22 protein-coding genes and 1 pseudogene are annotated in these 24,428 nt (G+C 70.2%); 12 read left to right on the forward strand and 11 right to left on the reverse strand.

Going from position 1 to position 24,428, the window contains the following annotated elements:
* The 5 genes from U9977_RS12220 to U9977_RS12240 form a co-directional block, all read right to left on the reverse strand.
* A partial coding sequence (locus tag U9977_RS12220; protein ID WP_322749353.1) for a recombinase family protein occupies window positions 1–1,103 on the reverse strand: 1,103 nt, incomplete at its 3' end.
* 199 nt (window positions 1,104–1,302) lie between these two features.
* Window positions 1,303–2,082 (reverse strand): hypothetical protein, encoded by a 780-nt coding sequence (locus U9977_RS12225; protein WP_322749354.1) that lies wholly within the window; start codon window positions 2,080–2,082, stop codon window positions 1,303–1,305.
* A 732-nt stretch (window positions 2,083–2,814) separates the two neighbouring features.
* A complete protein-coding gene (locus tag U9977_RS12230; protein ID WP_322749355.1) occupies window positions 2,815–3,519 on the reverse strand; it encodes a recombinase family protein in 705 nt (234 codons plus the stop codon).
* Between the two features lie 75 nt (window positions 3,520–3,594).
* On the reverse strand, window positions 3,595–4,467 hold the full coding sequence (locus U9977_RS12235) for an SAM-dependent methyltransferase (protein ID WP_322749356.1): 873 nt from the start codon (window positions 4,465–4,467) through the stop codon (window positions 3,595–3,597).
* Window positions 4,464–5,315, reverse strand: coding sequence for a hypothetical protein (locus tag U9977_RS12240; protein ID WP_322749357.1), 852 nt, complete (start codon window positions 5,313–5,315; stop codon window positions 4,464–4,466). Before U9977_RS12240 ends, U9977_RS12235 begins: the two co-directional genes overlap by 4 nt.
* 521 nt (window positions 5,316–5,836) lie before the next feature.
* Here U9977_RS12240 and U9977_RS12245 point away from each other — a divergent pair.
* The 8 genes from U9977_RS12245 to U9977_RS12280 all read left to right on the forward strand — a co-directional run bounded on the left by U9977_RS12245 (window position 5,837) and on the right by U9977_RS12280 (window position 17,098).
* Complete coding sequence (locus tag U9977_RS12245; protein WP_322749358.1) at window positions 5,837–6,742, forward strand: hypothetical protein; 906 nt, start codon at window positions 5,837–5,839, stop codon at window positions 6,740–6,742.
* Window positions 6,733–7,155 carry a pilin gene (locus U9977_RS12250; RefSeq protein WP_322749359.1) on the forward strand — a complete coding sequence of 141 codons (423 nt, stop codon included), beginning with the start codon at window positions 6,733–6,735 and terminating at the stop codon, window positions 7,153–7,155. The genes U9977_RS12245 and U9977_RS12250 overlap by 10 nt, the downstream gene beginning before the upstream one ends.
* A gap of 332 nt (window positions 7,156–7,487) precedes the next feature.
* Entirely contained in the window at window positions 7,488–9,344 is a 1,857-nt protein-coding gene (locus U9977_RS12255) for a hypothetical protein (RefSeq protein ID WP_322749360.1), read from the forward strand.
* A gap of 10 nt (window positions 9,345–9,354) precedes the next feature.
* The gene (locus U9977_RS12260) at window positions 9,355–10,557 is read left to right on the forward strand and encodes a PrgI family protein (protein WP_322749361.1); all 1,203 of its coding nucleotides are present in this window, start codon (window positions 9,355–9,357) and stop codon (window positions 10,555–10,557) included.
* A gap of 19 nt (window positions 10,558–10,576) precedes the next feature.
* Window positions 10,577–12,481, forward strand: a complete 1,905-nt coding sequence (locus U9977_RS12265; protein ID WP_322749362.1) for a VirB4 family type IV secretion system protein — start codon at window positions 10,577–10,579, stop codon at window positions 12,479–12,481.
* 57 nt (window positions 12,482–12,538) lie between these two features.
* Window positions 12,539–15,052, forward strand: coding sequence for a TraM recognition domain-containing protein (locus U9977_RS12270; protein WP_322749363.1), 2,514 nt, complete (start codon window positions 12,539–12,541; stop codon window positions 15,050–15,052).
* Between the two features lie 66 nt (window positions 15,053–15,118).
* Window positions 15,119–16,141, forward strand: coding sequence for a replication-relaxation family protein (locus U9977_RS12275; RefSeq protein WP_322749364.1), 1,023 nt, complete (start codon window positions 15,119–15,121; stop codon window positions 16,139–16,141).
* Window positions 16,142–16,186: 45 nt separating this feature from the next.
* Window positions 16,187–17,098 carry a bifunctional lytic transglycosylase/C40 family peptidase gene (locus U9977_RS12280; protein WP_322749365.1) on the forward strand — a complete coding sequence of 304 codons (912 nt, stop codon included), beginning with the start codon at window positions 16,187–16,189 and terminating at the stop codon, window positions 17,096–17,098.
* Window positions 17,099–17,393: 295 nt separating this feature from the next.
* On the opposite strand, the gene U9977_RS12285 is transcribed toward U9977_RS12280, so the two are convergent.
* On the reverse strand, window positions 17,394–18,044 hold the full coding sequence (locus U9977_RS12285; RefSeq protein ID WP_322749366.1) for a WD40 repeat domain-containing protein: 651 nt from the start codon (window positions 18,042–18,044) through the stop codon (window positions 17,394–17,396).
* A 184-nt stretch (window positions 18,045–18,228) separates the two neighbouring features.
* Here U9977_RS12285 and uppS point away from each other — a divergent pair, with 184 nt between their 5' ends.
* Window positions 18,229–19,005: a polyprenyl diphosphate synthase gene (gene uppS / locus U9977_RS12290; protein WP_322749367.1), complete on the forward strand. Its 777-nt coding sequence runs from the start codon at window positions 18,229–18,231 to the stop codon at window positions 19,003–19,005.
* Window positions 19,006–19,316: 311 nt separating this feature from the next.
* On the opposite strand, the gene U9977_RS12295 is transcribed toward uppS, so the two are convergent.
* Window positions 19,317–19,832 (reverse strand): putative immunity protein, encoded by a 516-nt coding sequence (locus U9977_RS12295; protein ID WP_322749368.1) that lies wholly within the window; start codon window positions 19,830–19,832, stop codon window positions 19,317–19,319.
* Window positions 19,833–19,863: 31 nt separating this feature from the next.
* On the reverse strand, window positions 19,864–20,145 hold the full coding sequence (locus tag U9977_RS12300; RefSeq protein ID WP_322749369.1) for a hypothetical protein: 282 nt from the start codon (window positions 20,143–20,145) through the stop codon (window positions 19,864–19,866).
* Window positions 20,146–20,556: 411 nt separating this feature from the next.
* Between U9977_RS12300 and U9977_RS12305 the strand changes: the two genes are divergently transcribed.
* The 3 genes from U9977_RS12305 to U9977_RS12315 all read left to right on the forward strand — a co-directional run bounded on the left by U9977_RS12305 (window position 20,557) and on the right by U9977_RS12315 (window position 22,544).
* Window positions 20,557–20,982 carry a hypothetical protein gene (locus U9977_RS12305; protein ID WP_322749370.1) on the forward strand — a complete coding sequence of 142 codons (426 nt, stop codon included), beginning with the start codon at window positions 20,557–20,559 and terminating at the stop codon, window positions 20,980–20,982.
* A gap of 176 nt (window positions 20,983–21,158) precedes the next feature.
* Window positions 21,159–21,803: a class I SAM-dependent DNA methyltransferase gene (locus tag U9977_RS12310; RefSeq protein ID WP_322749371.1), complete on the forward strand. Its 645-nt coding sequence runs from the start codon at window positions 21,159–21,161 to the stop codon at window positions 21,801–21,803.
* A gap of 210 nt (window positions 21,804–22,013) precedes the next feature.
* Window positions 22,014–22,544: a hypothetical protein gene (locus U9977_RS12315; protein WP_322749372.1), complete on the forward strand. Its 531-nt coding sequence runs from the start codon at window positions 22,014–22,016 to the stop codon at window positions 22,542–22,544.
* A 341-nt stretch (window positions 22,545–22,885) separates the two neighbouring features.
* On the opposite strand, the gene U9977_RS12320 is transcribed toward U9977_RS12315, so the two are convergent.
* From U9977_RS12320 to U9977_RS12330, 3 genes and pseudogenes are all read right to left on the reverse strand, one after another.
* Complete coding sequence (locus tag U9977_RS12320) at window positions 22,886–23,221, reverse strand: hypothetical protein (RefSeq protein WP_322749373.1); 336 nt, start codon at window positions 23,219–23,221, stop codon at window positions 22,886–22,888.
* 86 nt (window positions 23,222–23,307) lie between these two features.
* Window positions 23,308–23,856: a YdeI/OmpD-associated family protein gene (locus U9977_RS12325; RefSeq protein WP_322749374.1), complete on the reverse strand. Its 549-nt coding sequence runs from the start codon at window positions 23,854–23,856 to the stop codon at window positions 23,308–23,310.
* Between the two features lie 285 nt (window positions 23,857–24,141).
* Window positions 24,142–24,428: pseudogene (locus U9977_RS12330) on the reverse strand (hypothetical protein); the annotation flags it as partial.

Raw genomic sequence — 24,428 nt, forward strand, 5'->3', positions numbered from 1 at the left:
TAGCGGCAGCGGTAGTAGGCGGCGTCGCGTACCCAGTGCCCCTGCATCTTGCGGTCGCAGATCCCGCAGTGGAACGCGCCGCGTAGCACGTAGGGCCGTCGGGTGCGGGGGGTCTTCTGGTCGCCGGGTCCTCGGCCGCGTCCGGCGAGCAGCTGCTGGGCATGGGTGAACAGCTCGGGGTCGACGATGGGCGGGTGGACGATGTTGTCCGACCAGATCCATTTGTCGGTGGTGTTCCACCGCAGTTTGGTCGTGTGGCCGAGGGCGACGTCGTCGACGTCGAGGAGGACTTCGTCCTTGCGTTGGCGGTTCCAGACTTGGCGGCCGGTGTAGCGGGGGTTGGTGAGGATCGCGCGGATCGCGCCTTTCGACCAGGCCGCTCCGCTGCGGTGGGGGTTGCGGGCCGGGTCGTGCGCGGAGGGGCACAGGATGCCGTCGCGGGTGAGCCCTTCCGCGATCGCGAACAGGCCGCGTCCGCCGACGAACTCGGTGAAGATTCTCACGATGACCGGGGCGGTCTCGTCACACTGCGCGAGGCCGTGCAGCCGTCGGCCGTCGGCGGCTTTGGAGGGGTTCGGGTGCGGGCCGAGGTCGACCAGTTGGTAGCCGTAGGGTGGCCGGCCGCCGAGGAAGCGGCCTTCCATGGCGGCTTGGGCGGCCATGGCGGCGCGGACCCGGATCTTGATCCGGTTGCGTTCGCCTTTGCTCATGCCGCCGAACACGGACATGATCAGGTCGTGGGCTTCGTTGTTCGGGTCGACTGGGCCGCCGACTTCGGGTACCCACAGCGGCACCCCGTAGTGCACGAACAGCGGGAAGACAAGGCCGAACTGGTTGCCGTAGAACGCCCGCTGCGGTTCGCCGATCACCACCGCGTCGAAGCCTCGGTCGGGATCTTTCAATGCGGTCAGGAGCGCGTTGGCTTGTGGGCGACGCTGCCAGGGTACCGATCGCGACTGCCCGGTGTCGAAGAATTCGGCGACGATTTCACCGCCTGTCGGTTCGATGAGGGTCCGGGCACGGGTGATCTGCCAGCCGCGTGAGGACTCCGGGTCTTGCTGGTCCTCGGTCGACACCCGACCCGAGAAGGCGAAAGGCACCATCAGGCTGCTTTCCTTTCTCTCTCACCCGCTGCCTTGGCATCGCCGTCGGGTGCACCGGGCTCCACGGCGGCTAGGCGCCGAGCGTGAACAGTTTGCATCAGGCGGAGAAGCGCAATGGCAATCAGAGGGGTGATAGCCGGTGGCTCGTCTGGTACGCCGATTCTCGGCTGGTCGCCGGGTTCCGCGGCGCCTTTGGTCATCATGCCGCGAACCTCTGCGGGCTGGTGCGGAAGCTGAGACCGACGCGGGCGCAGGGTTTCGCCGTATCCGCGTCGAGCAGGTCTGGGCCGTCCAGCAGGAGACGGCGCAACTGGCTTCGGTCCATGCCTGTCCGCGGACTCTCGGCGCCCGACACCGTTCCCAGCCGACCGATGAAGTCGTCGACGATGCCGGGTCGGTCCAGACCGAGCCACCATTGACGGAACGTCGCGGCGGCGCAGCACGCCAGGAACAGCAAGGTCAGTTCCGGACCGATCTCGGCGGCCATCTCCGTCCAGCGTCGGCACGCTCCCCGAACCCGGTGGCGGTACAGGTTGAGCTGCCGGCGGTGGGGCGCGACCGCGGCCATCTGCCTGCCGTCAGGAAGGCGGCGGTCCGAGTCCGACAGGGCGTCGCCGGTAGCGGCGAACACCAAACCCGGACGGTGCGCGGATCCTGCGTCCTCGGGGCCGGGATGACGATCGAGAGGACGAGATCCCATGAGGCTGCGGGCGAGTCGGGTAGTGGCCGCGTCCGCACGTAGCATCTCGCCATTACTCGTGCGGCTCGGCGAACGGCGCTGCCAGGCGTCGACCGGCCCGTTCCGCCACGCAATGCTGGTGATCTTCACTGCCGCAAGATCGAGACCTGTGTCCGGATCGGCAGCGTCGACTCCCAGGAGGGCAGCGGCCTGACGCATAAGTCCCGGGTCGAATGTGCGGAGGACGTCCAACGCCGTCTGCGCTGGACTGTCCGTCCCGTCCCCGCTGCCGGCGCTCACGCCGTGCGGCCCGGGGTTTGGGCACCAGCCGGTCCTCCTGCGTTTCGATGGAGGAGGACCGGTGTTCGTCGTCGTCGGTCGAGCGCGGCATCGTTCGATTCCTTCCGCAATGACGTCGCGGCCTGGAACGGAGAGTGGGGCGGCTTACCCCGTTGCCGGCGGTGGCGCCGGATTCCCGTCAGGCCGTCGATTAACCGGGCCGGTGTGAAGGCGTGTGGTGTGCTTTCGGTGATGCGAAGTATGTCAGACCGTGCGGGATGAGAAGCGAGGGAGGAGCGGATGCGGGCTTGCCGGGCGGACGCGGGGTGCTCCCCTTCGCCGGGACCGCGCCATTGATAGATAGCCACCGGTGCGGTCTCGGCGACGGTCGCGGCTTCCGGGGTTCCGTTCGCGACCCGTCGCCGTGGACATGGGCGCGGCATGTCAGATTCTTTCGTGTGATGGGTGGCGGGCCGCACGAAGGATGAGCGTTCGTCAAGCCGCCTTTTTCGGCTCCGCGCTGTGGTCATCGGGACGGTTTCGATCCGTTCCGCTTCCACCTGCGGTGCGACGTTCTGGCGTTCGGCGGAAAGCGAGGATGCGTCGGCGGCGTCACCGGCATTTTCCGGGCTACCGTTGTCCCGGTCGTCCGGCGAGTGGGCCGTCATGGCGCAACCTCCCACCCGGTGTACGTGGTGTCGACGCCCGGTTCGAGGCCGATTTCGGGCCGGGCCGAGTAAGGGGCGAGGGGAATCATGCGATCAGCCCCCCGCTGTCGCTGCCTTCGTCGTGTCCGGCGGCGTCGGGGAACTCCCAGGGCGGCAGCGCCGGGGTGATCACGCCGGTGCCGGGTGGGGCCAGCAGTTGGGCGCGGAAGAACATCCGCCCGTCGATGATCGGTTCGTGGGCGTACGAGCAGATCACCCATGTGTCGGGGGGCATGGGCCGTCCGCCCGCGGTGCGTCCCCAGACGGTCGTGCCGGTGTACACAGGGTTCGCCAGGATGCGGCCGACCAGATGGGCACTCCACGGCCGCCGATCACCGGTGGTCGGATCGGTGGGGGCGGGATACCAGCCGGGTTCGTCGGCGAGCCGGCGGGCGATCGCCGCAGGCGCCAGCTGTCCGGTCACCCGCAGCTGGAAGATCGCCACAATGGTGCCGGCGGTCGTCGGATCGACGGCGAGGCAGGTGCGGCGGCGGATGGTGCCGTCCTCGTCGACGACGGGGAGGTGCAGCGGGCGGTAGCCGTACGGTGCGGGGCCGAGGTGGTAGCCGGCGCGGACCAGATCGATCTGCGCCTGCCGGGCCCGCTCGGTGGTCTGGGCGTGGTAGTCGGCCAGTATCCGGGCCTGGCGCTCGGTGCGGCGACGGGCGAACGGATGCGTCCAGCGCCGAGCTGTCGACGATGTGCCACCGGGCATGTGACGATCGGGCGGGGTGGGGTGCGGGTCGGACACGAGGGCTCCAGCCAGGATGGGCGGGTCGGATGCCCGCCGGGCGGACAGGGTCGTGGGGCTGCCGAGGGTGGGGATCTACGCGGCGTGGTAGGTCCGCCACGTCGGCCGGTGGCCGCCCGCGGCCGGGCGCAGTGCCGTAATCGCGGACGGCGTCGGCCCGGTCAGCCGCAGGCCCAGGCTGGCCGCTTCGACCCGCCGGAAAACGATCACGTCGAGATGGGTGGGGTGGGCGCGCGACCGACCGGTGGTCGGGGTCCGCGCGGCGTCGAGGGTGACCGCGAGGACGCCGTTGCGCACGGGGCTGGTGAGCGCGGCGGCGCGTTCGACCGGCAGGAGGCCCACACGGCGACCGACGGTGAGGACCTGGCTGGCCAGGTCGGACGGTGGGATACCGCCGACCCCGGGAGGCGTGACGATGACCAGCCGTCCCTCGACGCGGGCCAGGTTCCGATAGGCGGCCAGCAGGGCGTGCAGCCAGTCCGGCGGCGGGCGGCGGCGGGTCAGGCCCAGCTCGCCCGCTGGGATGTCGCCGAATCCGGCCGCGGACCGTCGGTGAATCATGGTCAGGACCAGGTCCGCCAGCGGCCAGGCAATCCAGGACCGCCCATGCGGTAGCTGGTCGAGGACCATGCCGTCGCCGGGCGCGCCACGGCTCTTGGACGCGGTGACGGTGGCGCGCGCGAGCTCCCACCGGGACGGGTCGGTGGTGCTCCCGATCGCGTGCCGGCCCGTCCGGACCGCCTCGGCCAGCACCACGCCGCCCGCGCAGTCGGGGTCGACGACGATCGCGCCGGGGTGGGTGTAGGCGGCGATGGCGTGTGCCGCGACCGCCGACGGCATCCCGCCGCCGGTGGTTCCGGCGGGGAGCTGGCCGGCGACGGTGTCCTGTCCGGTGGGCCACACCGACAGCCATCGGCCGCCCGAGATCGGTTCCGGCGGGGAGATCATCGGCGCTCCCCATCGGGCCTCGGTGGGGCGCCGGCGACGGTGATGAACAGCAGCAAATCGGAATGCACACGCTCGGCGACCATCCGCGCGGGGAGTGGGTCGGGGGGAGGGGCAGGCCCGTCGAGGGGAATCTCCAGCAGGATGATCCGGTCCACGAGTGCGAGCCCGGCGTGGCTGGCGGCGTCGCTGAGCTCACCGGTCGGATCTATCAACCACCCCCCACGGCTGTCACTGTTGGTGATGACGGCGAGGGTGCCGGTCGGGGTGAGGAGAGCGGCGAGCCCATCCATGTCGACCCCGCCGGCCCCGGATGGCGTGACCGCGATGATGACCAGCGCGAAACGGCCGGCGTCACCGGCCCGCGTCCGGTCCGGTCCGGAATCGCCGACTGCCGTCCAGTCCGATCCAGGATCACCAGCCGGCGTCCAGTCCGGTCCGGGATCGCCGTCAGCTGGATCCAGCATCGGTCCGGGTCCGGGTCCGGGTCCGGGTCCGGACTCCGACCCACGGCGGGATCGCCCGCCGTCCACTGCGACGGCCGGCGCGGGCCGGGAACGGACCGCACGCCCGAGCCGGGCCACGCTCCAGACGGCCTCGCTCAGCAGGTCCCCGGCGCTGTCCAGCCCGTACGCGGCCACGCCGTCCCGGCCCGGAACGGACAGCAGCAGAACAGGGTCACCGGGCCGGGTGTAGCCGGTGACAAGCTGCTCCACCGCGGCCAGAAGCCAGCGGGCGTACGTCTGCTCGGCGGGACCGGCGGGGTGGGGCGGCGGGCACGGCCACACGGTCGTTGGCCACCGCGGGAACGCGCTGATGTAGCCGTCCGACTGATAAGAGGGTTCGGTCACAGCAGGTCTCTCCCTGTGTTCGCGACGTCAATCGCTGCTATAAGAAGAGACCGGTTCAGGATGGCCGTTTTACCGGCGGACCCCAAAATTTTTCAAGATTTTTCGTGGTGGCAGCTGCCAGCACAATAGTGGCATCGGTCTAGTAGGAAAGAGGCATCCCGTGCTGGCATTCCGGTGGCGGAGACACGGAGGAATCCCCGGAAATTTTTCCGTGATTTTTCTTGCCGGTGCCACCGAGGCGGGGCCGCGTCGTGGTGGCACCGGGGTGTGGGCCGCTGGGTGAGGTGCCACCGTGTTCCCAGCATCGCAGGTCACCGGGTCGGTGGCAGCGGGGGATGCCGTGGTGGCACGACGACCCGCGCTGATCGTTTCTGGTGTGCCAGCGTCGCGCCAGCGCGCTGTGGCGTCCTGCCACCGTGATCGATCCGGGTTGGTGGGCAGATCATTCTGGCTTTTTGCTGGCATCTGTATGGCGTCCTTGGACGTGTCCGCATCCCGCGACACCGCAAAGGACACCCACCATGCCCGACAAACCCCGCTCCTTTTCTTCCCCTACGGCCGTCCCGGAGACGGGAATGTGGCCGTTGGACATCGTGCGGAACTGCTTCGCGCTTCTCGTCGCCGGCCCGGCACCCCTCGCCGTGAACGGCGCGGTGCTGCCGGGCCTACCCGACCGGATGCTGCCGCTAGACGAGCTACGCGACCGGCTGATGGCCGTGCGCTGCCTGCCGGCCACCCGTGACGCCGCCTGGGCCCAGGTGATCCGCCGGTCCCGCGCGCAGGGCGGGGCGTGGACGGTGGGCTGCGCCGGCATGGCCCTGCCGGCACTGGCCGCCGTCGCGGCCCGGCTGTCGGCACACAGCCCCACCGACCCCGCCGACGTGCACGCCGAGGTCCTGACCGGATTCCTCGCCGCGCTGGCCACCGCCCGCCTGGACCTACCACGGATCATCGTCCGGCTGCGGTGGGCCGCCTACCGGTCCGGACTCGCGATCCTGACGCAGTCCCTGGACGCGCCGCATCCGGACCCGGACCTGTTCGCCGCCCGCACCGCGGACACGGTCGCCTCGGCGAGTCCGGACCAGGTCCTGGCCGACGCGGTCACCGCACGGGTCCTGAGCCCGACCGAAGCCGACCTGATCGCCGCCACACGGCTCGACGCGGTCCCGGTCCGCTCCTGGGCCGCCCGCCATGCCATCCCGCCACGCGCCGCCTACACCCTGCGCACCCACGCCGAGGACCGGCTCCTCGCCTACCTCACCGGTGCCACACAGGCCGCCGGACGGCGCCCGCCGACGGCCGGATCCCCCACCGCCAGCATTCCCCCACCCCCGAGCCGATCACGTTCGGTGACCACCGCGGCTGCGGGGCGGCCGGCGCGGCGCGGCTCGTTCCCGGCGCTCGTGGCCGTGACGGCATGCGGCTGACGCCACGGCGACCCACCCGCGCCGACATCGGCGCGTCCACCGGGCCGACGCCGGTCCGGCCCACGGCGCGCCGCCCTGTCCGCCGCCGGGCCGTGTTCGTCACGGCGGCCGTGGGCGTCTTCGTGCTCGCCGGCGGCTCGGCGGCGCTGGCCGCGCCCGCCCACGAGGTGGTCGCGCTCGCACCGGACGTGAACGCCGTTCTCGACAACATCCGCAACTGGATCATGGGGATTCTCGCCGGTCTGGGCACCGTCTTCCTCACCGTCGGGGGCCTGCGTTACCTCATGTCCGGGGGTGATCCAGGCGAGGTCGGCAAGGCCAAGGACGCGTTCAAGAATGCCGGCTGGGGCTACGGGCTGGCCGCGCTCGCTCCCATCGCCGTCGATGCCCTCAAGACCATCGTGGGGAATTAGCGATCATGAATGTCGCCGTCCCGCGACGCCGCCGGCACCGCTGCGCAAACCGGAACCCCCATCTCCGCCGCGGGCCCACACAGACCCGCCGTCGGGAGCGTCTCCGTCGCGGTCGGCTGTGGCGGCTCGTCGGGACGGCGGCGTTCGTCGTCCTGCTGCTCCTCGGGTGCCCGGCGCTCGCCTCCGCTACACCTGTACCCGCCCCGGCCCCGTCGGCGCCGGCGACTACGACCGGACCCACGCCGAACCCGCAACCCGGTCCGCCCCCGGTACCCCCCGGAAGGGGCACCACACCGTCCACGCCGACGTTTCCCGGCAGCGCACCACCCGGTATGGACGGATCAGACACGTCCGCGCCTCCCGATGGCCCACCGACAGGTACCGGCGGATCGGGCACCGGTGGATCAGGTACCGGCGACGGAGGCTCCGCCGACCCCTGTGCGACCGGTGCACGGGACTGCATTCCCCGTCCGGCCACCCCGTCGCCACCGAACGCCCCGACCACCCCGGCCGCCCCAACTGTCCCGGGCACCGGCGGCGGGGGTGGCGGCGGGCCGATCGGGTGGATCACCCGGGGCATCACCGACGCGATCAACAGTTTCTTCCGTGGTCTGGTGACCGCCGCGCTCAACCCGCTGTTGGATCTCCTGGGCCGGACGCTGCTCACAACCCCGAAACCCTCCGATATCCCCGCTATCGGCCAGTTGTGGTCGACCTCGTGGGAGATCACCGTCGCCGCCTACAGCCTCCTCATCATGATCGGTGGCGTCACGGTCATGGCCTTCGGGTCGGTGCAGACCCGCACGTCCCTCAAGGACATCGCGCCCCGTATTCCCCTCGGTTTCCTGGCCGCCGGTCTCTCCCAGCTGCTGGCCGGCAAAGCGATCGAGCTGGTGAATCCGCTGCCCGCCGCGATCCTCGGGCAGGGCGTGGACCCCGACGCCGCATCCCACCAGCTTCGCGACGTCATCCTCGCCGCGGTCATCCCAACTCCGGGCGGCTACGACAAGGACCTGTATCTGATCGTCCTCGGGCTGTTCCTCGCCGGCTCCCTGGTCGCGCTGCTGTGCACCTACATCGCCCGCGTCACGATCCTCGTCGCGTTGGTGGGCGCCGCCCCGCTGCTGCTGGCCGGACACGCGCTGCCGCAGACCGACGGGGTGGCGCGGTGGTGGTGGCGGGCGTTCGGCGCGCTGCTCGCCATTCAGATTGCCCAGTCGTTCGTGCTGATCGCGGCCTTTCGGGTGTTCTTCACCCCCGGCGGATTCACCCTGCTCGGTCCGACTCCCAACGGCTTGGTCAACCTGCTGGCCTCGATCACACTGATCTACCTACTCTTCAAGATTCCGTTTTGGCTGTTGCAGTCCGCCCGGATCGGTAACGGTCGCGGCATGCTGGGCCGGGTCGTGCGGGCCTATGTCATGGGCCATGCGTTCGGTGTCCTCGGCGGCGGCCGGTTCGGGCGTGGCGTGGGACGCGCCGGCGGGCGGGGCGGTCGCGCCACCGGCGGCGGCTGGGGCGGCGGCCGTGGCGGCGGTGGTCGTGGCGGTCGTGGTGGACGACCGGGCGGCGGCGGACCGGCCGATCCCTACGACCACGTCGAGGCCGACCCGAACGGGCAGCTCCTGCTCCCACTGACCCGCGTGCCACGGGTCCGCCGGCCCGGCCCGGCCCGAGGGGTACCCCGCCCGCCCCGGCCGGCCGGCGGCGCACCGCGCCGGCCGGGCCATCGCCAGCTCGCCCTGCCGTTCGACCAGGCCGTCGGCCCCGGCGGCCGGTACCTGCCCGCCGAGGGCGGCACCTGGATCGACCGGGACGGCCAGTACCTGCTGCCGTTCGAAGTCGACCACATCCGTCCGCGGGCCGGCACGCGGACCAGCCGCGGCTCTTCTACCAGCGGCGGCGGCGTCCGGCCGGCAGCCGCCCGCCCGGCCGGACCGCGGGGACGGCAGCTGGCGCTGCCGTTCGACCCCTACCAGGGCATCCGTCCGGACCGGACCGGTCAGTACGCCCTCCCGCTGGAAGGACTCCACCGCAGGTCCCACCCGTCCCGGCCGGCCGTGCCCGCACCCCCGCCGGTGTCCCGTCCCACCGCGTCGCCGCGGCCGGCGGCGACGCGCTACCAGCAGCTCCTGCTGCCGGGGATGCCACGCCGGTCGCACCCCCACCCCTCCCAACCCGGACAGTGAGGACAACGCCATGACCCATCCGGTACGCATTCCCGCCGACGTCGACCGCGAAGACCGTCTGATCGCCAACCTGACCGCTCGCCAGCTCCTGATCCTCGCCCTGACCGGGCTCGCGCTCTACGCCGCCTGGAGCGCGACCCGGGTGCTGGTGCCGCTGCCGGTGTTCGCGGTGGCCGCGGTCCCGATCGCGGTCACCGCGGCCGTGCTCGCGCTCGGTCAACGCGACGGGCTGGCCCTGGACCGGCTGCTGGTGGCCGCGCTCCGCCAGCGCACCAGCCCGCGGCATCGGATCAGCGCACCGGAAGGGATCATGCCACCGCCGGCATGGCTGGCCGCCCGCGCCACCGGCCAGGCACCCGACCGCGAACCGGACGGGGCGGTGGCGCCGCTGCGCCTACCCGCCCGCACCATCACCCCGCACGCCGGTGTCGGGGTGATCGACCTCGGCGGCGACGGCCTCGCGGTCATCGCGGTCGCCAGCACGGTGAACTTCGCGTTGCGCACGCCGGGCGAGCAGGACGCGCTGGTCGCCGTGTTCGCCCGCTACCTGCACAGCCTGACCGCACCGGTGCAGATCCTCATCCGGGCGATGCCGGCGGACCTCTCCGGGCAGATCCACGACCTCCAGGCCCATGCCGGCCAGCTACCCCACCCAGCGCTGGAGGCTGCGGCCCGGGAACACGCCGCCTACCTCGCCCAGCTCGCCACCGACCTGGAGCTGCTGGCCCGCCAGGTGCTGCTGATCCTGCGGGAACCGCTGGTCGCCGCCGGACCCACCGACGGGCTCGGCGGCGCCTCCCCGCTCGCCGCGCTGTCCAGCCGCCGGGCCGCGGTCCGGGACGCCCGCCGCGTCGGGGACGCCACCCGGCGCGCCGCGCACACCCGGCTCGCCCGCCGACTCGCCGAAGCCACCGACCTGCTCGCCCCCGCCGGGATCGTGGTCACCCCGCTCGACGCCGGGACGGCGACCAGCGTGCTCGCCGCCGCCTGCAACCCGGCCGGCCTGCTCCCACCCTCCGCGCTGGCCGCCCCCGACGAGGTCATCACCGCCGACGTCGACTACGGCGCCTCCGAGGCCGACACGGGCTGGGACGGCCAGACCGACGACACCGGCCGGTGGGAGACGCCGGCCGAGCCCGGCCACCGCCGACGCACCCCCACCCCGCGGGATCTGACCGACGACGGTGCCGACGGCTGGGACGACGAGCTGTAGCGAGAAGGGAAATCCGCTCATGCGACGCACGCGACGCGCCACCACACCACCCTCGACCCGGCGGTCCGCGACCGACCCGGTCGACACCGCGGCGGCGGCGTTCGTCCCCGACGCACTGACCATCGCCGCGCGGCATCTCGATGTCGGCGGCGACTACGTCGCCACCATGGCCATCACCGGCTACCCCCGCGAGGTCCACGCCGGCTGGCTCCAACCGCTGCTGACCTACCCGGGCCGGGTCGACGTCGCCGTCCACGCCGAACCGATCGACCCGGTCACCGCCGCGAACCGGCTGAAAAAACAGCTCGCGAAACTCGAATCCGGCCGCCGCGTCGGCGACGACAAGGGCCGACTCCTCGACCCCCACGTCGAGGCCGCCACCGAGGACGCCTACGACCTGTCCGCGCGGGTTGCCCGCGGCGAAGGCAAGCTCTACCGCCTTGGCCTGTACCTGACGGTGCACGCCGCCAGCCAAGACGCACTCGCCGACGAGGTCGCCGCGGTCCGCGCCCTGACCGCCAGCCTCCTACTCGACGCCAAACCCACCACCTACCGCGCCCTCCAAGGCTGGGTCACCACCCTGCCCATGGGGTTGGATCTCGTACGGATGCGTCGCACGTTCGACACCGCCGCGCTGTCCGCCGCGTTCCCGTTCACCTCACCGGACCTACCCCCCACCGACCCGACCTCGGTCGCCCCCTCCGGGGTGCTCTACGGACTCAACATCGGCTCCCAGGGGCTGGTGCACTGGGACCGGTTCGGCACCGTCGACAACCACAACTCGGTGATCCTCGGCCGCTCCGGCGCCGGAAAGTCCTACCTGGTCAAACTGGAACTGCTGCGCAGCCTGTACCGGGGCATCGAGATCCACGTCGTGGACCCCGAGGACGAATACGCCCGCCTCGCCGCCGCGGTCGGCGCCCGCTACGTGCACCTCGGCGCCGACGGCGTCCGGATCAACCCGTTCGACCTGCCGATCCAGACCGGACCCGACGGCCGGCGGACCGCGCCCCGCGACGCCCTCGTCCGCCGCTCCCTGTTCCTGCACACCGTGATCGCCGTGCTGGTCGGGTCGCTCACGGCCGCCGAACGCGCCGCCCTCGACAGCGGGCTCACCGCCACCTACCGCGGTGCCGGTATCAGCTCGGACCCGGGCAGCTGGACCCGGCCGGCACCGCACCTGGCCGATCTCGCCGCCACCCTCGCCGGCTCCACCGATCCGGCCGGCCGCGATCTGGCCGCCCGGTTGCACCCGTATGTGGCCGGGGCGTTCTCCGGCCTGTTCGCCGGCCCGTCCAGCGGAAAGACCGACGGCCATCTCGTCGTCTACTCGCTGCGTGACCTCGCCGAGGAACTCAAACCGATCGGCACCTTGCTGGTCCTGGACGCGGTGTGGAGAACGGTGTCCAACCCCGCCGACCGCCGGCCCCGTCTCGTCGTCGTGGACGAAGCCTGGCTGCTGATGAAACAACCCGCCGGCGCCGACTTCCTGTTCCGGATGGCGAAATCATCCCGGAAATACTGGGCCGGCCTCACCGTCGCGACCCAGGACACCGCCGACGTCCTGGGAACCGACCTGGGAAAGGCGATCGTCACCAACGCCGCCACCCAACTGCTGCTACGCCAAGCACCCCAGGCGATCGACGAAATCACCCAGGTCTTCGACCTCTCCCAGGGCGAACGGCAATTCCTGCTGTCCGCGGACCGGGGCCAAGGCCTACTCGTGGCCGGAACCCAACGGGTCGCCTTCCAGGCGATCGCCTCACCGGTGGAACACCGCCTGGTGACCACGAACCCGGCGGAACTCGCCGCGCAACTGCAGGACGGCGTGGACGACGACAGCGCCTTCTTTGACCTCGCCGCGTCGGATGATTCCGGCACGCGTGAGGACCCGGACGGCCACGTCTATCTCGATGTCGTCTGACGTCCTGCCTGTCCCTGATCGTATTCCGCCCGCCCGTTTTCATGGGAAGGCATGCGCATGCGCGTTGTCCTGTCGTCGCTGCCGGCAACGTCCACGCCGCCAGCGTCGCCGGTCGGTACCTATCTGCGGGACCCCGGGGCGGTGGTGCACCTGGTTGTCCACCACCTGCAGGGATGGGCGCTGACGTGGGGGCCGGTCGCCGGCTCCCTGCTGGTGGTCGCCGCCGTCAGCGTGCTGACGGTCCGCCGGCGGCTGCAACACCGCTACCAGCAGCGTCTGCAGTCCGGTGCCCGGCTCGTGACCGTGCTCGCCCCACCCACGGTGGACCCGGCCGGCGCAACCGTCCTGTGGTCGAACCTGGTCGGCCTGCTCCGCCCGACCTGGCGCCGCCGGCTGGTCGGCCAGCCGCATCTGGCCTGGGAATACCTGTTCGACGCTGACGGGGTCCGCATCCAGATCTGGGTACCCGGGGTGGTGCCCGAAGGGTTTGTCGAACGCGCGGTGGAGGCCGCCTGGCCCGGCGCGCACACCCGCACCACCCCCGCCCGAACCCCGCTACCCACCCTCGCCCGTCCCGGCCGGCGGCTGCTCGCCGCCGGCGGCGGCGAACTACGCCTGGCCCGGCCGGAGGCGCTCCCGATCCGGGTCGACCACGACGCCGACCCGATCCGCGCCCTGCTCGGCGCCCCCGGCGGGCTGGCCCGCACCCAGCGGGCCGCGGTGCAGATCCTGGCCCGCCCGGTCACCGGCCGCCGCGTCGCCAGAGCCCGCCGTGCCGCCCGACGGCTGCGGGCCGGCGGCTCCCCGCACCCGGCCGGGGCGCTGCTCGACCTGCTGACCCCCCGCACCGGCCGGTCCCGTCCCAGCCGCTCCACCACCCCGAAACCCGACCAGCAGACGTCGCTCGCCCACGCCGCGGAGGACCGGGTCATCGTCACCAAACAGCGCGGCGCACAGTTCGAGGTCCGGGTCCGCTACGCCGTCGCGGCGATCCTGCCCGACGACACCGACCCGGACACCACAGAGCGGGTCGGCGGCCAGCTCCGCGGCCGGGCGCACGCGATCGCCAGCGCGTTCGCGGCGTACGGCGAGCACAACTACTACCGCCGCGCCCGGCTGCGCCGGCCGCTGCCCGTCCTGGCCGCCCGCCGGTTCGGCCGCGGCGATCTGCTCTCGATCGCCGAACTCGGCGCCGTCGCCCACCTGCCGGTCGACGAGGCCGTCCCGGGCCTGCAACGCGCCGGCGCGAAGGCCGTCGCCCCACCGCCTGGCGTCGCCGGCCGCGGCCCGGACGTCAAACCCCTCGGCCTGTCCGACTCCGGTCATCCCCGCCCGATCGGCCTGCGGGTACCCGACGCCCGCCATCATGTGCACATCCTCGGCGCCACCGGCGCCGGCAAATCCGAGCTGATGGCCCGGATGACCTTAGATGACGTTGAGGCCGGCCGGGCCGTCGTCAACGTCGATCCCAAAGGCGACCAGGTCGTCGACATCCTGTCCCGGCTCCCGCTCGACGCCGTCGACCGGCTGGTGCTGTTCGACGCCGAATCGGCCGGCCGGCCACCGTGTCTGAACCCGCTGGACCAGCCCGACCGAGGCCGCGCCGTCGACAACCTGGTCAGCATCTTCTCCCGGGTCTACGCCGACTCCTGGGGGCCCCGCACCGAAGACATCTTCCGCGCCGGCCTGCTGACCCTCGCCGCGCAGCCCGGCGCCCCGGTCCTCACCGACCTGCCGAAACTCCTCAGCTCGGTGGCGTTTCGCCACCGCGCCCTCGACGCCATCGACGACGACATCCTGCAAGGCTTCTGGACCTGGTATGAGAACCTCTCCGAAGGCGCGCGGGCGAACGCCGTCGCCCCGCTGATGAACAAACTGCGGGGTTTTCTCCTCCGGCCATTCGTGCGGGCCGCGATCGCCGCCGGACCGTCCACCATCGACATGGACGCGGTCCTCAACGACGGCGGGGTGTGCCTGGTCCGCATCGCCCAGGACGCCCTCGGCGTCGAAACCGCCGCGCTGATGGGCTCGATCGTCGTGTCCGCTGTCTGGCAGGCCGCCACCCGGCGCGCCCGTATCGCCCAGGGCAAACGCCCCGACGCGAGTTTGTATCTGGACGAGGCGCACAATTTTCTGACCCTGCCGTACGCGTTGGAGGACATGCTCGCCGCCGCCCGCGGCTACCGGCTGGGAATCATCTTGGCCCATCAGAACCTGACCCAGCTGCCCCGGCATCTGGAAGAAAGCATCGGCGCCAACGCCCGCAACAAAGTGTATTTCACCATGAGCCCCGCCGACGCGAAACGGCTCGCCCGCCACACCGAACCACGCCTGTCCGAACACGACCTGTCCCACCTCGGCGCCTTCCACGTAGCAGCCCGGGTCGTCATCGCCGGCGAGGAAGCCCCGGCGTTCACCGCCGTCACGGAGAAGCTCCCCGCCCCGATTCCCGGCCGGGCCCGCCAGATCCGCCAGGCCGTCCGCCGCCGCACAACACTGCCGGCCGCGACCCCCCCGCCGGCCCCAGCCCCGACAGCGAGCCGCCCACCCGACCCGCGGCGGGCGGCCTGACCAAACCCGCCGCCGCCGCACATCCCGCGCTCGTACCTGTGCCCGGCCGACTCCAGGGAGCAAACGGTGATCACTAATCCGCCGCCGCAACGTGCCCTGCGCGCACCGTTGCGGCCCGCCGCCCGGGTCGTCGCCGATCCCGACCACCAGCTCTTCCTCGCCCGCCGGCTCTCCGCCCGCGATCGGTGGATCGCCCGCCTCCTGTACGAACACCGGGTCCTGACCACCCACCAGCTCGTCGAGCTGGCCTGGCCGACCCGGCGCGCCGCGAACCAGCGGTTGCTGGAGCTCTACCGCTGGCGGGTCCTCGACCGCTTCCAGCCCCTGCTGCCCCTCGGGACCGGGCGGGCACCCGCGCACTACGTCCTCGACGTCGCCGGCGCCACCGTCCTTGCCGCCGAGGACGGCATCGACCCGCGCGAGACCGGCTACCGCCACGAACGAGCCATCGCGATCGCCCACTCCCTGCGCCTGGCCCACACCGTCGCCGTCAACGGCCTCTTCACCAGCCTCGTCGCCCACGCCCGCGGGCCCCACCCCGCCGGCACGCTCACCGCCTGGTGGTCAGAAACCCGCTGCCTGCGCGCCTTCGGGGACATCGCCCGCCCCGACGCCTACGGCCGCTGGCGCCCGCACGACACAGATGGCGAGATCGAATGGTTCCTCGAACTCGACTACGGCACCGAACCCCTCACCCGCCTCGCCCTGAAGATCGGCGACTACCATCGGCTCGCCGCCGCCACCGGCATCACCACCCCGGTCCTGATCTGGTTCCCGTCCGCGCAACGGGAGGCCAGCGCGCGGGGCGCCCTCACCGCCGCCCTGGACGGGCTCGACCAGCCCGCCACGGTACCGGTCGCCACCACCGCCGCCACCCTCACCCCGGCCGACCCCCTCGACCCCACCCGCACCCGCTGGCTCCCGCTGCCACCGGCCCGCGCGGGCCGGCTCGCCGTCGGCGAGCTGCCCCGCGCCTGGCCCCACCTCCCACGGCCGGCCGCCAGCCCGGCCCGACCGGCCGGTACGACACCGCCCGGCAGAGGCCTGCGTCCCCCCGCGCCCATGCCGCCCACCCCCCACGAGGAGTGAACGGCCACGGCCAAAAGCGCAGCGGCGGCCATCGCCGCCCTCGCCTTGATCATCGCGCTGATCGCCGCCGCCGCCGGTGCCGTCCTGCACCGCCTGCTGGTCCCCGGCTCGCTCCTCGGCGGCGGCGGCGGCCAGCCCAGCCAGACCGCGCTGACCGACATCCCGTCCGACTACCTGACCCTGTACGTCGAGGCCGCCGCCACCTGCCCCGGATTGAACTGGAGCACACTGGCCGCGATCGGCAAAATCGAAACCGACCACGGTCGCAGCACTCTCCCAGGGGTATATAATGGGGCAAACTATGCAGGCGCCGCAGGGCCGATGCAGTTCCTGCCCACGACTTTTGAGCTTGTTGTCGCCCGGCATCCGCTGCCCGCCGGCGGGGCCACACCACCCTCGCCATATAACCCGCACGACGCGGTCTTCGCCGCCGCGGCGTACCTCTGCGACTCCGGCGCCGCCACCAACCTCCACGACGCCGCATACGCCTATAACCATGCGGAATGGTATGTATCGGAGGTTCTCACCCAAGCAGCACAATACACATCCGGCATCGGTATCGGCGCGGACGTCACACCCGGCAACGCCGCTCTCGCCGCGGTCAACTACGCCCAAGGCCAGCTCGGCATCCCGTATCTCTGGGGAGGAGACAGCCCCCAGGAAGGCGGATTCGACTGTTCCGGCCTGACCCGGGCCGCATACCAGGCCGCCGGAATAGATTTGCCACGCACCGCCCAAACCCAATACGACGCCGGCCCCACCGTCGTCCCGCCAGGCCAACCCCTGATCGTCGGCGATCTTCTCTACTACGGCACCGCAACCAACATCCACCACGTCGCGATCTACATCGGCGGCGGCCAGATGATCACCGCTCCCGGCGACGGTCAAGTCATCAAGATCGCACCCTATCGCTGGACAGGTGACGACTTCTTCGGAGCGACACGTCCAGGAAACTGAGATTTATGTAGGTTCTCATCGGACACGACCATTTCTCGCAGATGATGTCCCCGATCTGTCCCGTGGGACAGATTGGTGAGAAGGCTGTCCGCTCTCAGCTGTCTGTTCCACCTGATCACGGCGCTTTCCTATCAGTCCTCGACGGACCTGCCGGTTCTCAGCCGGTCTGGCGCGCGAGTGGTCCATATGCCTTGTATGTCGTGCTTGCTATGGTTCGGCGTCTCAGGCGAGCTGGCACCTTTTCGCTGGATCGCGGTTCCGGTAGGCCGGGCGGGACTCACTCCAGCCGTGGAAGTTAGTTGCTTCTGCCCGCTGTCCATAGCCGTGCGGTCTCGTCGAAGGAGGCGGTGGCGAGCAGCTTGCTGTCTGGCGCGAACGCCCCCCAGCTGACGAAGCTGGTGTGGCCGGTGAGGGTGGCACGCGCGATCCCGGTCGCAACGTCCCACAGCCGCGCGGTCCCGTCATGGGAGGTGGTGGCGAACACGGACCCGTCTGGGGAAAACGCTCCCCAGGACACGGTGCGGGTGTGGCCGGTCAGGGTGGCACGCGCTGTGCCGGTAGCGACGTCCCACAGGCGCGCGGTCTCATCGGTCGAGGTGGTGGCGAAGAGCGTCCCGTCCGGGGAGAACGCCCCGCGCTTGACGGTATCGTCGTGGCCGGAGAGGGTAGCGCGCGCGGTCCCGGCGCGAATGTCCCACAGCCGCGCGGTTCTGTCGTTGGAGATCGTGGCGAGCAGCGTCCCGTCCGGGGAGAACGTCGCCGAGGTGACGCTGTCGGTGTGGCCGCTGAGCGTGGCGTGCGGCGTGCCGGTCGCGACGTCCCAGAGCTGCGCGGTCTGGCCGGAGACGGTGGCCAGCAGTCTCCCGTCCGGGGAGAACGCTATCCCCCACACCCCCCACATCGCGTTGCTGTGCGCGAGAGTGGCGCGCGGGGCTTCGGTCGCCACGTCCCAGAGCTGCGCGGTCCCGACAGGGGAGCCGCCAACGAAGACGGTGGCGGTCGACAGCAGCGGGCTCCGGACGCACCCACTGTCCCACCGTCCCGACCCGGGTAGCACCGCGGGAACTGAACCCGGAGGGCCGGGACCGGCGGGACTGGGACCGGTGGACAGGCGGGCATAGATTCAGGCTGTGCCAATACGCGATCTTGCCTACACCGTGTACTCCCGTCGGCTCCGCGCGTCGCTCAAGGGAGCCGAGCTACCGGGGCACGTCGGCCTGATCATGGACGGCAACCGGCGCTGGGCCCGCCAGATGGGGATGGCCAATCCCAGCCTCGGCCACAAGTTCGGCGCCGACCATGTCGAGGACGTGCTGTCGTGGTGCGAGGCGGCCGGGATCAAGCACGTGACCGTCTTCGTCTGCTCCACCGAGAACCTCGCCCACCGCGACGATGCCGAGATCGCCTTCCTCATGCGGGTCATCGAGCAGGTTGTCTCCGACAAGATCGCGACTCCCGATCCGGCGTGGCAGATGCACATCGCCGGGCTACTCGACGCGCTGCCGGACAGCACCGCCCGCGCACTCAAGAACGCCGAAGAGGTCACCCGATCCTGCTCGACAGGGGCACACGTCACCCTCGCCGTGGGGTACGGCGGCCGGCAGGAGGTCGTCGACGCGTTCCGGGCCCTCCTGCACGAGCAGGCCGAGACGGGCGGCTCGCTGGCCGACCTGGCCGAGACCCTCACCGCCGAAGACGTCGCCCGCCACCTCTACACGGCCGGCCAGCCCGACCCCGACCTGGTCATCCGCACCAGCGGCGAGCAGCGCATGTCGAACTTCCTGCTCTGGCAGAGCGCCTACTCCGAGCTGTACTTCTGCGAGGCGTACTGGCCCGCGTTCCGCGAGATCGACTTCCTGCGGGCGCTACGCAGCTACGCCGCCCGTGGCCGTCGCCACGGCGCCTAACCTGGCGGCTTCCCGACGGCCTGCCGGCTCTGCCGCCGGTTCGTCGCCCGGCGCCACCGCCGGCGCGCCCAACCTCCAGGTGGATGTCGCGCAGCGCGAGCGGCTCATCGTCGCGTGGGTCGACGGGCATGCCGGGCCGGACGGTCTACCAGTTCCGCCCGAACTGCAACGCCGCCCTACCAGCCGAGGACCAGCCCACCGACAGCCAAATCCGGCCGCAGCAGCACGGCCACCACTGCCATGCCACCGGCCGACCCAAGATGCCCCTTCTCGGTCGGCCCGGCTACGCGGCCACGACGATCGCAGCGCCGTCAACAGTCGAAGACCGACCAGCAGATCTCGTTGCGCAACCGCTGGTCGTCCAACACGAGCTCGCGAATCGCATCCGGGAGCTGCTCACGCTGCCAACGGCACTCAAATCGGCCGACGCTCTCAGCCTCACCTACCGGCGCCCCCGCACGCACAGCCTTGATCGCGTAGGCCGCCGCACCCAGCTCGTGAGCAGGGACATGCGCCACCACCCCAGCCTGACCGGCGGCGAATGCCGCGTGACGAGCCGCTCCGCTCAACACCCTTGCCGCAGCCATGGCATGGCCGCCCGCCGCGCGGGACTGCGACATCCTGATCTCGCCGCGCGCCCATGCCCGAATCTGCTCGATCGCCTGACGGGGCCGGGGGTCCGCGGGCTGCACCGACTCGAAGAGGTGCCGAACGTGCTCCGCGCACACCGCCGCCCACAGAGCCAGGAGCCGATGGTCGGAATCCACGAGCGTCCCCCCGCGGCGAAGGGTGATGAACCGGGAGTCGCGGTCCTTGGGCAGGATCACAGTTCGACCGTAAGGCGATGCTGCCGAGCCCTCAACGCCGGGTTAGGGCGCGCATGGCGTCCTGCCCCCGCAGCTGGTCAACCCGCTCAGGAACCCGGAGACCCAGGTCCGCGCTGAGCCCCACGTCCGGATTCCAGCCATTGACCCCGCAGCATGCCCCCATGGCCGGGAACGGGTAGCCGTCGTCGGCCACCACCGGGGCAGGTTCTGACAACCACCAACAGCCCGCATCGACGCCTGACGCAAGGTCCGACCGCGCGGGAAATGACAGATCGGCGAGAACCGTGCCCGGACAGTTCGACGAGAAGAACATGAACGATCAGCTCATGGCATCACCGGTGGACATGAGAGACGAGAACCTACAGATTTATTCACACCGGCTGCGGAAGCCCCCCACGATGTTGCTCACCTGGCCTGGCTACACCGCCGCCCATCCCCGCCGCCGAATCCTTGGCGCCGCAGATGCGCCAACCGGCAGCGCTTAGTGCCCGTCCGCAGCTGGACTAAAGATCGTTCCGATCCGTGCCCCGGCTGTCCGAGGGCCCAGACCGGACCGCTGATCGAGGTAGCGTCCGGCTCAGTATAGGCCGGTTGGCTCGGCTGGACGACCCTCTGGCCGCCTCTCGGACGAGTTGCCCATCGTTTTGCCGCCGATGCGGCTAATACAGCTCATCGTCCTATAGTCGTTAGCAGCGAAGGTTTCGGGGCGTCGAGAGGAACGGTTGTGGATCTGCCGGACTGGGTCGAGCAACTATGGGGCGAACTGCGTTTCAAGGAGTTGGTCGGGCAGGAGTCCGGTGAAGGTTTCCAACGCTTGTTTCAACAGGTCATGAAGGCCGTTGACGGCGATGACTTCGCCGAAGTAAGGCCGGTAGGAAAGCACGGTGACTTTAAATGCGACGGCTGGGGAATGGAATCATGGACCTGCTATGCAGTCTATGGTCCATTCACTCGCAAGACCCCTGCCCAGGTACGCCTCAAGTTTGCTCGCGATCTTCATGGCGCCACGCGATCCTGGCCCAACATGCGAGCATGGCGGCTTGTTCACAACGACGTTGCCGGGCTCAGTGCACTGGTAGTGGCGGCCCTCGCGTCTCTCCGCGAGGAAGTTGATATGAATGCTCGACAGGTAAGAATCTTGCCGCCATGATGTGACCGGCCCCGGTAGATGGCAGGGTTCCAGCCGCGTTGTTTGGCAGGGTCGATGATCGAGTGGCCTACCGCTCCGCCGTTGCTGGGGCGTGCTGGCCGATGATCCTGCGATCGTCTTCGGTGGCTGGGTGCTGAGGGGCAGGGGGTGTGGCTGGGTGGGTATGGTGATCGGCCATGGCCGAGCCTGCCCCGAGCTATCTGGCTACTGTCGCGGCGGCGTACGACGGCGTGGCCGAGGTCTATGCCGAGCGTTTCGCTGACGTTCTCGACCGCCAGCCGTTGGAGCGTGCGCTGCTGGTCGCGTTCGCCGACATCGTGCGCGATCTTGCCGGTCCGGTCGCGGACCTTGGCTGTGGGCCCGGCTATGCAACGGCCTACCTGCACAGGTTGGGGCTGGACGTGTTCGGTGTGGATCTGTCGGCGGCGATGGTCGCCCTGGCACGAAGCTCCTATCCAGGGTTGCGGTTCGATGTGGGCACGATGACCGCGCTGGATCTGCCGGACCGCACGCTCGACGGTGTCCTCTGCCGCTACTCGCTCATCCACACCGCGCCCGCCGACATCCCCGCCATCCTCGCCGAGGTCCACCGCGTCCTGGCGCCTGGCGGCCACCTGCTGCTCGGTTTCCTGGCTACAGACGAGTCCGCGGCCGGGGTGCATGCCTACGACCATCGGGTGACACGCGCCTACCGCTGGCCGCCTGACCACCTCGCGGGGTTGGTGAGGCAGGCGGGGCTTGTCGAGGTCGCCCAGCTGGTGCGAGCACCGGTGGACGAAGAACGCGGCCGGCAGGCACAGCTCTTGGCCCGCCGTCCGTAGGAGACATAAGACTTTCACCGGACTACCTGCGGCTGGTTCGTGGAGGGCAGGCGGGGGTCAGGTTCCGATGACGAGGACTTGGGACCGAAAGATCTATGGTGGCTGTTACGGCAAGCATCTGCCGAAGCGAGAGCTTCTGTGCTTGGGACCCATGGATGGCGGTTGAACCGAATCCGGCTCCAAGACTTCAGCGGCGTAGGCGATGATCCAGTGTCGCTCGCTGCGGGCCGATCAGTAGCGCAACTCCTGGACGGCTTCGTCGATCCCCTAAACGCGAAGGCATTCGCCGGAACGCTTACCATGTTCCTACTCGGCGACGACGACACATTCGAGAATCAGACGGGCCTACTGGAACAACGCTGCCAAGATGATCAATTTGAAACGATGCTCACGTCGATCTCGTTCTGCGTCAAGGCCGTACAGCTGTGGGAAGCGGCGACCGGAGAGAAGCCAGAACTATGGGCCGAGATGTTGATCTACTCCGGATTGACCATCCCCTACATCACGCAAATTGTGATGTCAGCACGGTACGGGACCGCGATGGACGTGCCTGTGCCCGGCCACCCGGAAGATCAGCAGAAGATCACAATGAACCTTGGCCGGGTTACCGCGATGACTCTTCAGTTGACGGCCGATCATCGTCGACCTGATCCGCTGGTATCGGTCTTGCAAGATCTTCTGATAAGCGTTCAACGAGAGCCACCGCCGACCTGCGACGAGAGTGAACCGCGTGGCCGATAGGCATCACTCCGCCCAGTCCCGTCCTGATCGCCGTAGCTCATGATATAGGGTGATCCGCTGCTGACCTCCTACACCGGGAGCGGCGGAATTTATCGTCATGGTCGGCGCCGCCATAAACTCGCCGATCTACTCTTCGTGTGGACGGGGTCGCGGCGTCCGGCGATGTAGTTGGTACTGAGATCCGGCAGGGCTCGTCGCAGTCGAGCATGTGGTAGGCCGCGACGGTGATCGACTGTCTGATAGTGACGCGGGCCCTTGGACTCGATCAGCGCGGTGACCGCCCACCGCGAGTGCGCAGCTCTGGCCACCCACGACCGACGACTTCGCACCCGAGCCACTCATCAAGATCTGAGCGAAGTGCCTTTTCCGGCTTGGCTGATCGCCATCTCCCGCTTCGAGGGGACGAAGCGTGGCCACCGATTGTAGCCAACCTGGGGGTCATTCGCTCTCAGCGACCGGATGTAGGCAACCTCGACTCGGCTCACCTCTGCGTCGGTCGCCGTATCGGACTCCCACAGAATCTCTTTCCTGACCGTGAAGTCTCGGCGTTGCTCCGGCGTAAAGTCCTGTTCCACCCGGCGACCGTCTACGCTCCCGAAGTACGTGAGTGTGCCGGTCAGGTCCTTCCCGATGTAGATCTTTCCGTTCGGATACGTGATCCTGTAGACGACCTTCACGCCGATCATTTTACGCAGTGCCGCAGGCCTCATGAGAGACCAGCAACCCCAGCGCCGGCTGGACCGGGCGACGTTTCAGGTTCCCATCAGGAAAGCTTTTCGTCCCGAACGAGTCGGCGCCCCGCATCTCTGGGTCTTGGGCGCTCTTTCTTGTCTTCCTCCAGGAGACGGACCATCTCCGCGATACGGACCGGACGTTGGTCGGGACGACGCCTTGTCGCGTCGATCCAGGTCAGGTACCCCTTACGGTAGAACTGCGCGAGCGAGTCGAAGAAGGCACCAGCCGCTGGCGAAGCCTCCAGCGCCGCCGCGACGTCAGGCGCGAGGCTATGGCGTTGCGGACCCTCCGCTTCGATCACCACATCGGCCAGCCGTTCTGAAGAGGTGCGACGCGAGTTCCACGCCGGCCCGAGCACAACGACACGCCCCGTGCCGTCAACGACACCGCGGAACCGGCACCCGTCGATGACTCCAGTGACGTGGTGGCGGGGCTTGTGACCCCAGACCTCGTCGGGATCGAAGGGGATCGGTACGTGCGTGCGTCCCTGCCCGTCCACGGTGAGCGAGGCGGTGAACCGCCTTGTCCCCCGCGACGCCTCGCTGCCCGCGACAGAGTCGGCCACCACTCCAGTCACAGCGGCTCTCCTTCCCAGTGTTCAACGGATCGGCGACTGGCAGCGCGGGCGCGCCAGAGCTCCTGCCGCAGACCGCCCACCGGCGTCGGCCACCGACTAGATTAAGCCGCCGGCAGCGCCAGATCCGACGTGACGAGCAGCAGCGGCGGCTGATCTTCGGATGCATGCCGCCCGTCTCGGCGCAACGGGAGAGCCGCCCACCTCTGACAGGCGCCACGTGCGCCGGCCCAACCGGCGACGCCGAGCCACTATGCGGGAACCATCCGTGCGAACGCTACGAGGGTTTCATGCGCCCGTCAGAAGGCGGAGCAGGCGGACTCCGGGCATCCTTTCCGCCGCCTTGACCGGCATGTCGAAGATCTCGGGCGGGCCGAAGACCGGTGCGTTGGTGGGCCGGCGGGTGTACGGGGCCCAGCCGTAGTCGACGCCGTCAGCCGCGTCGTAGGCCGTCCAGGCCACGGTCTCCTGTTCGCCGGGGCGCAGCGGGTGGTTGGAGACGGCTCGCGCCTGCACCGTGCCGGGAACGGTCTCGACGATCACCTGTGGGACCGCGAAGGCGAACCGGTGGGCGT

Origin of the sequence: Protofrankia sp. Cas8 (assembly GCF_963555845.1) — a bacterium.
Classification (GTDB): Bacteria; Actinomycetota; Actinomycetes; order Frankiales; family Frankiaceae; genus Protofrankia.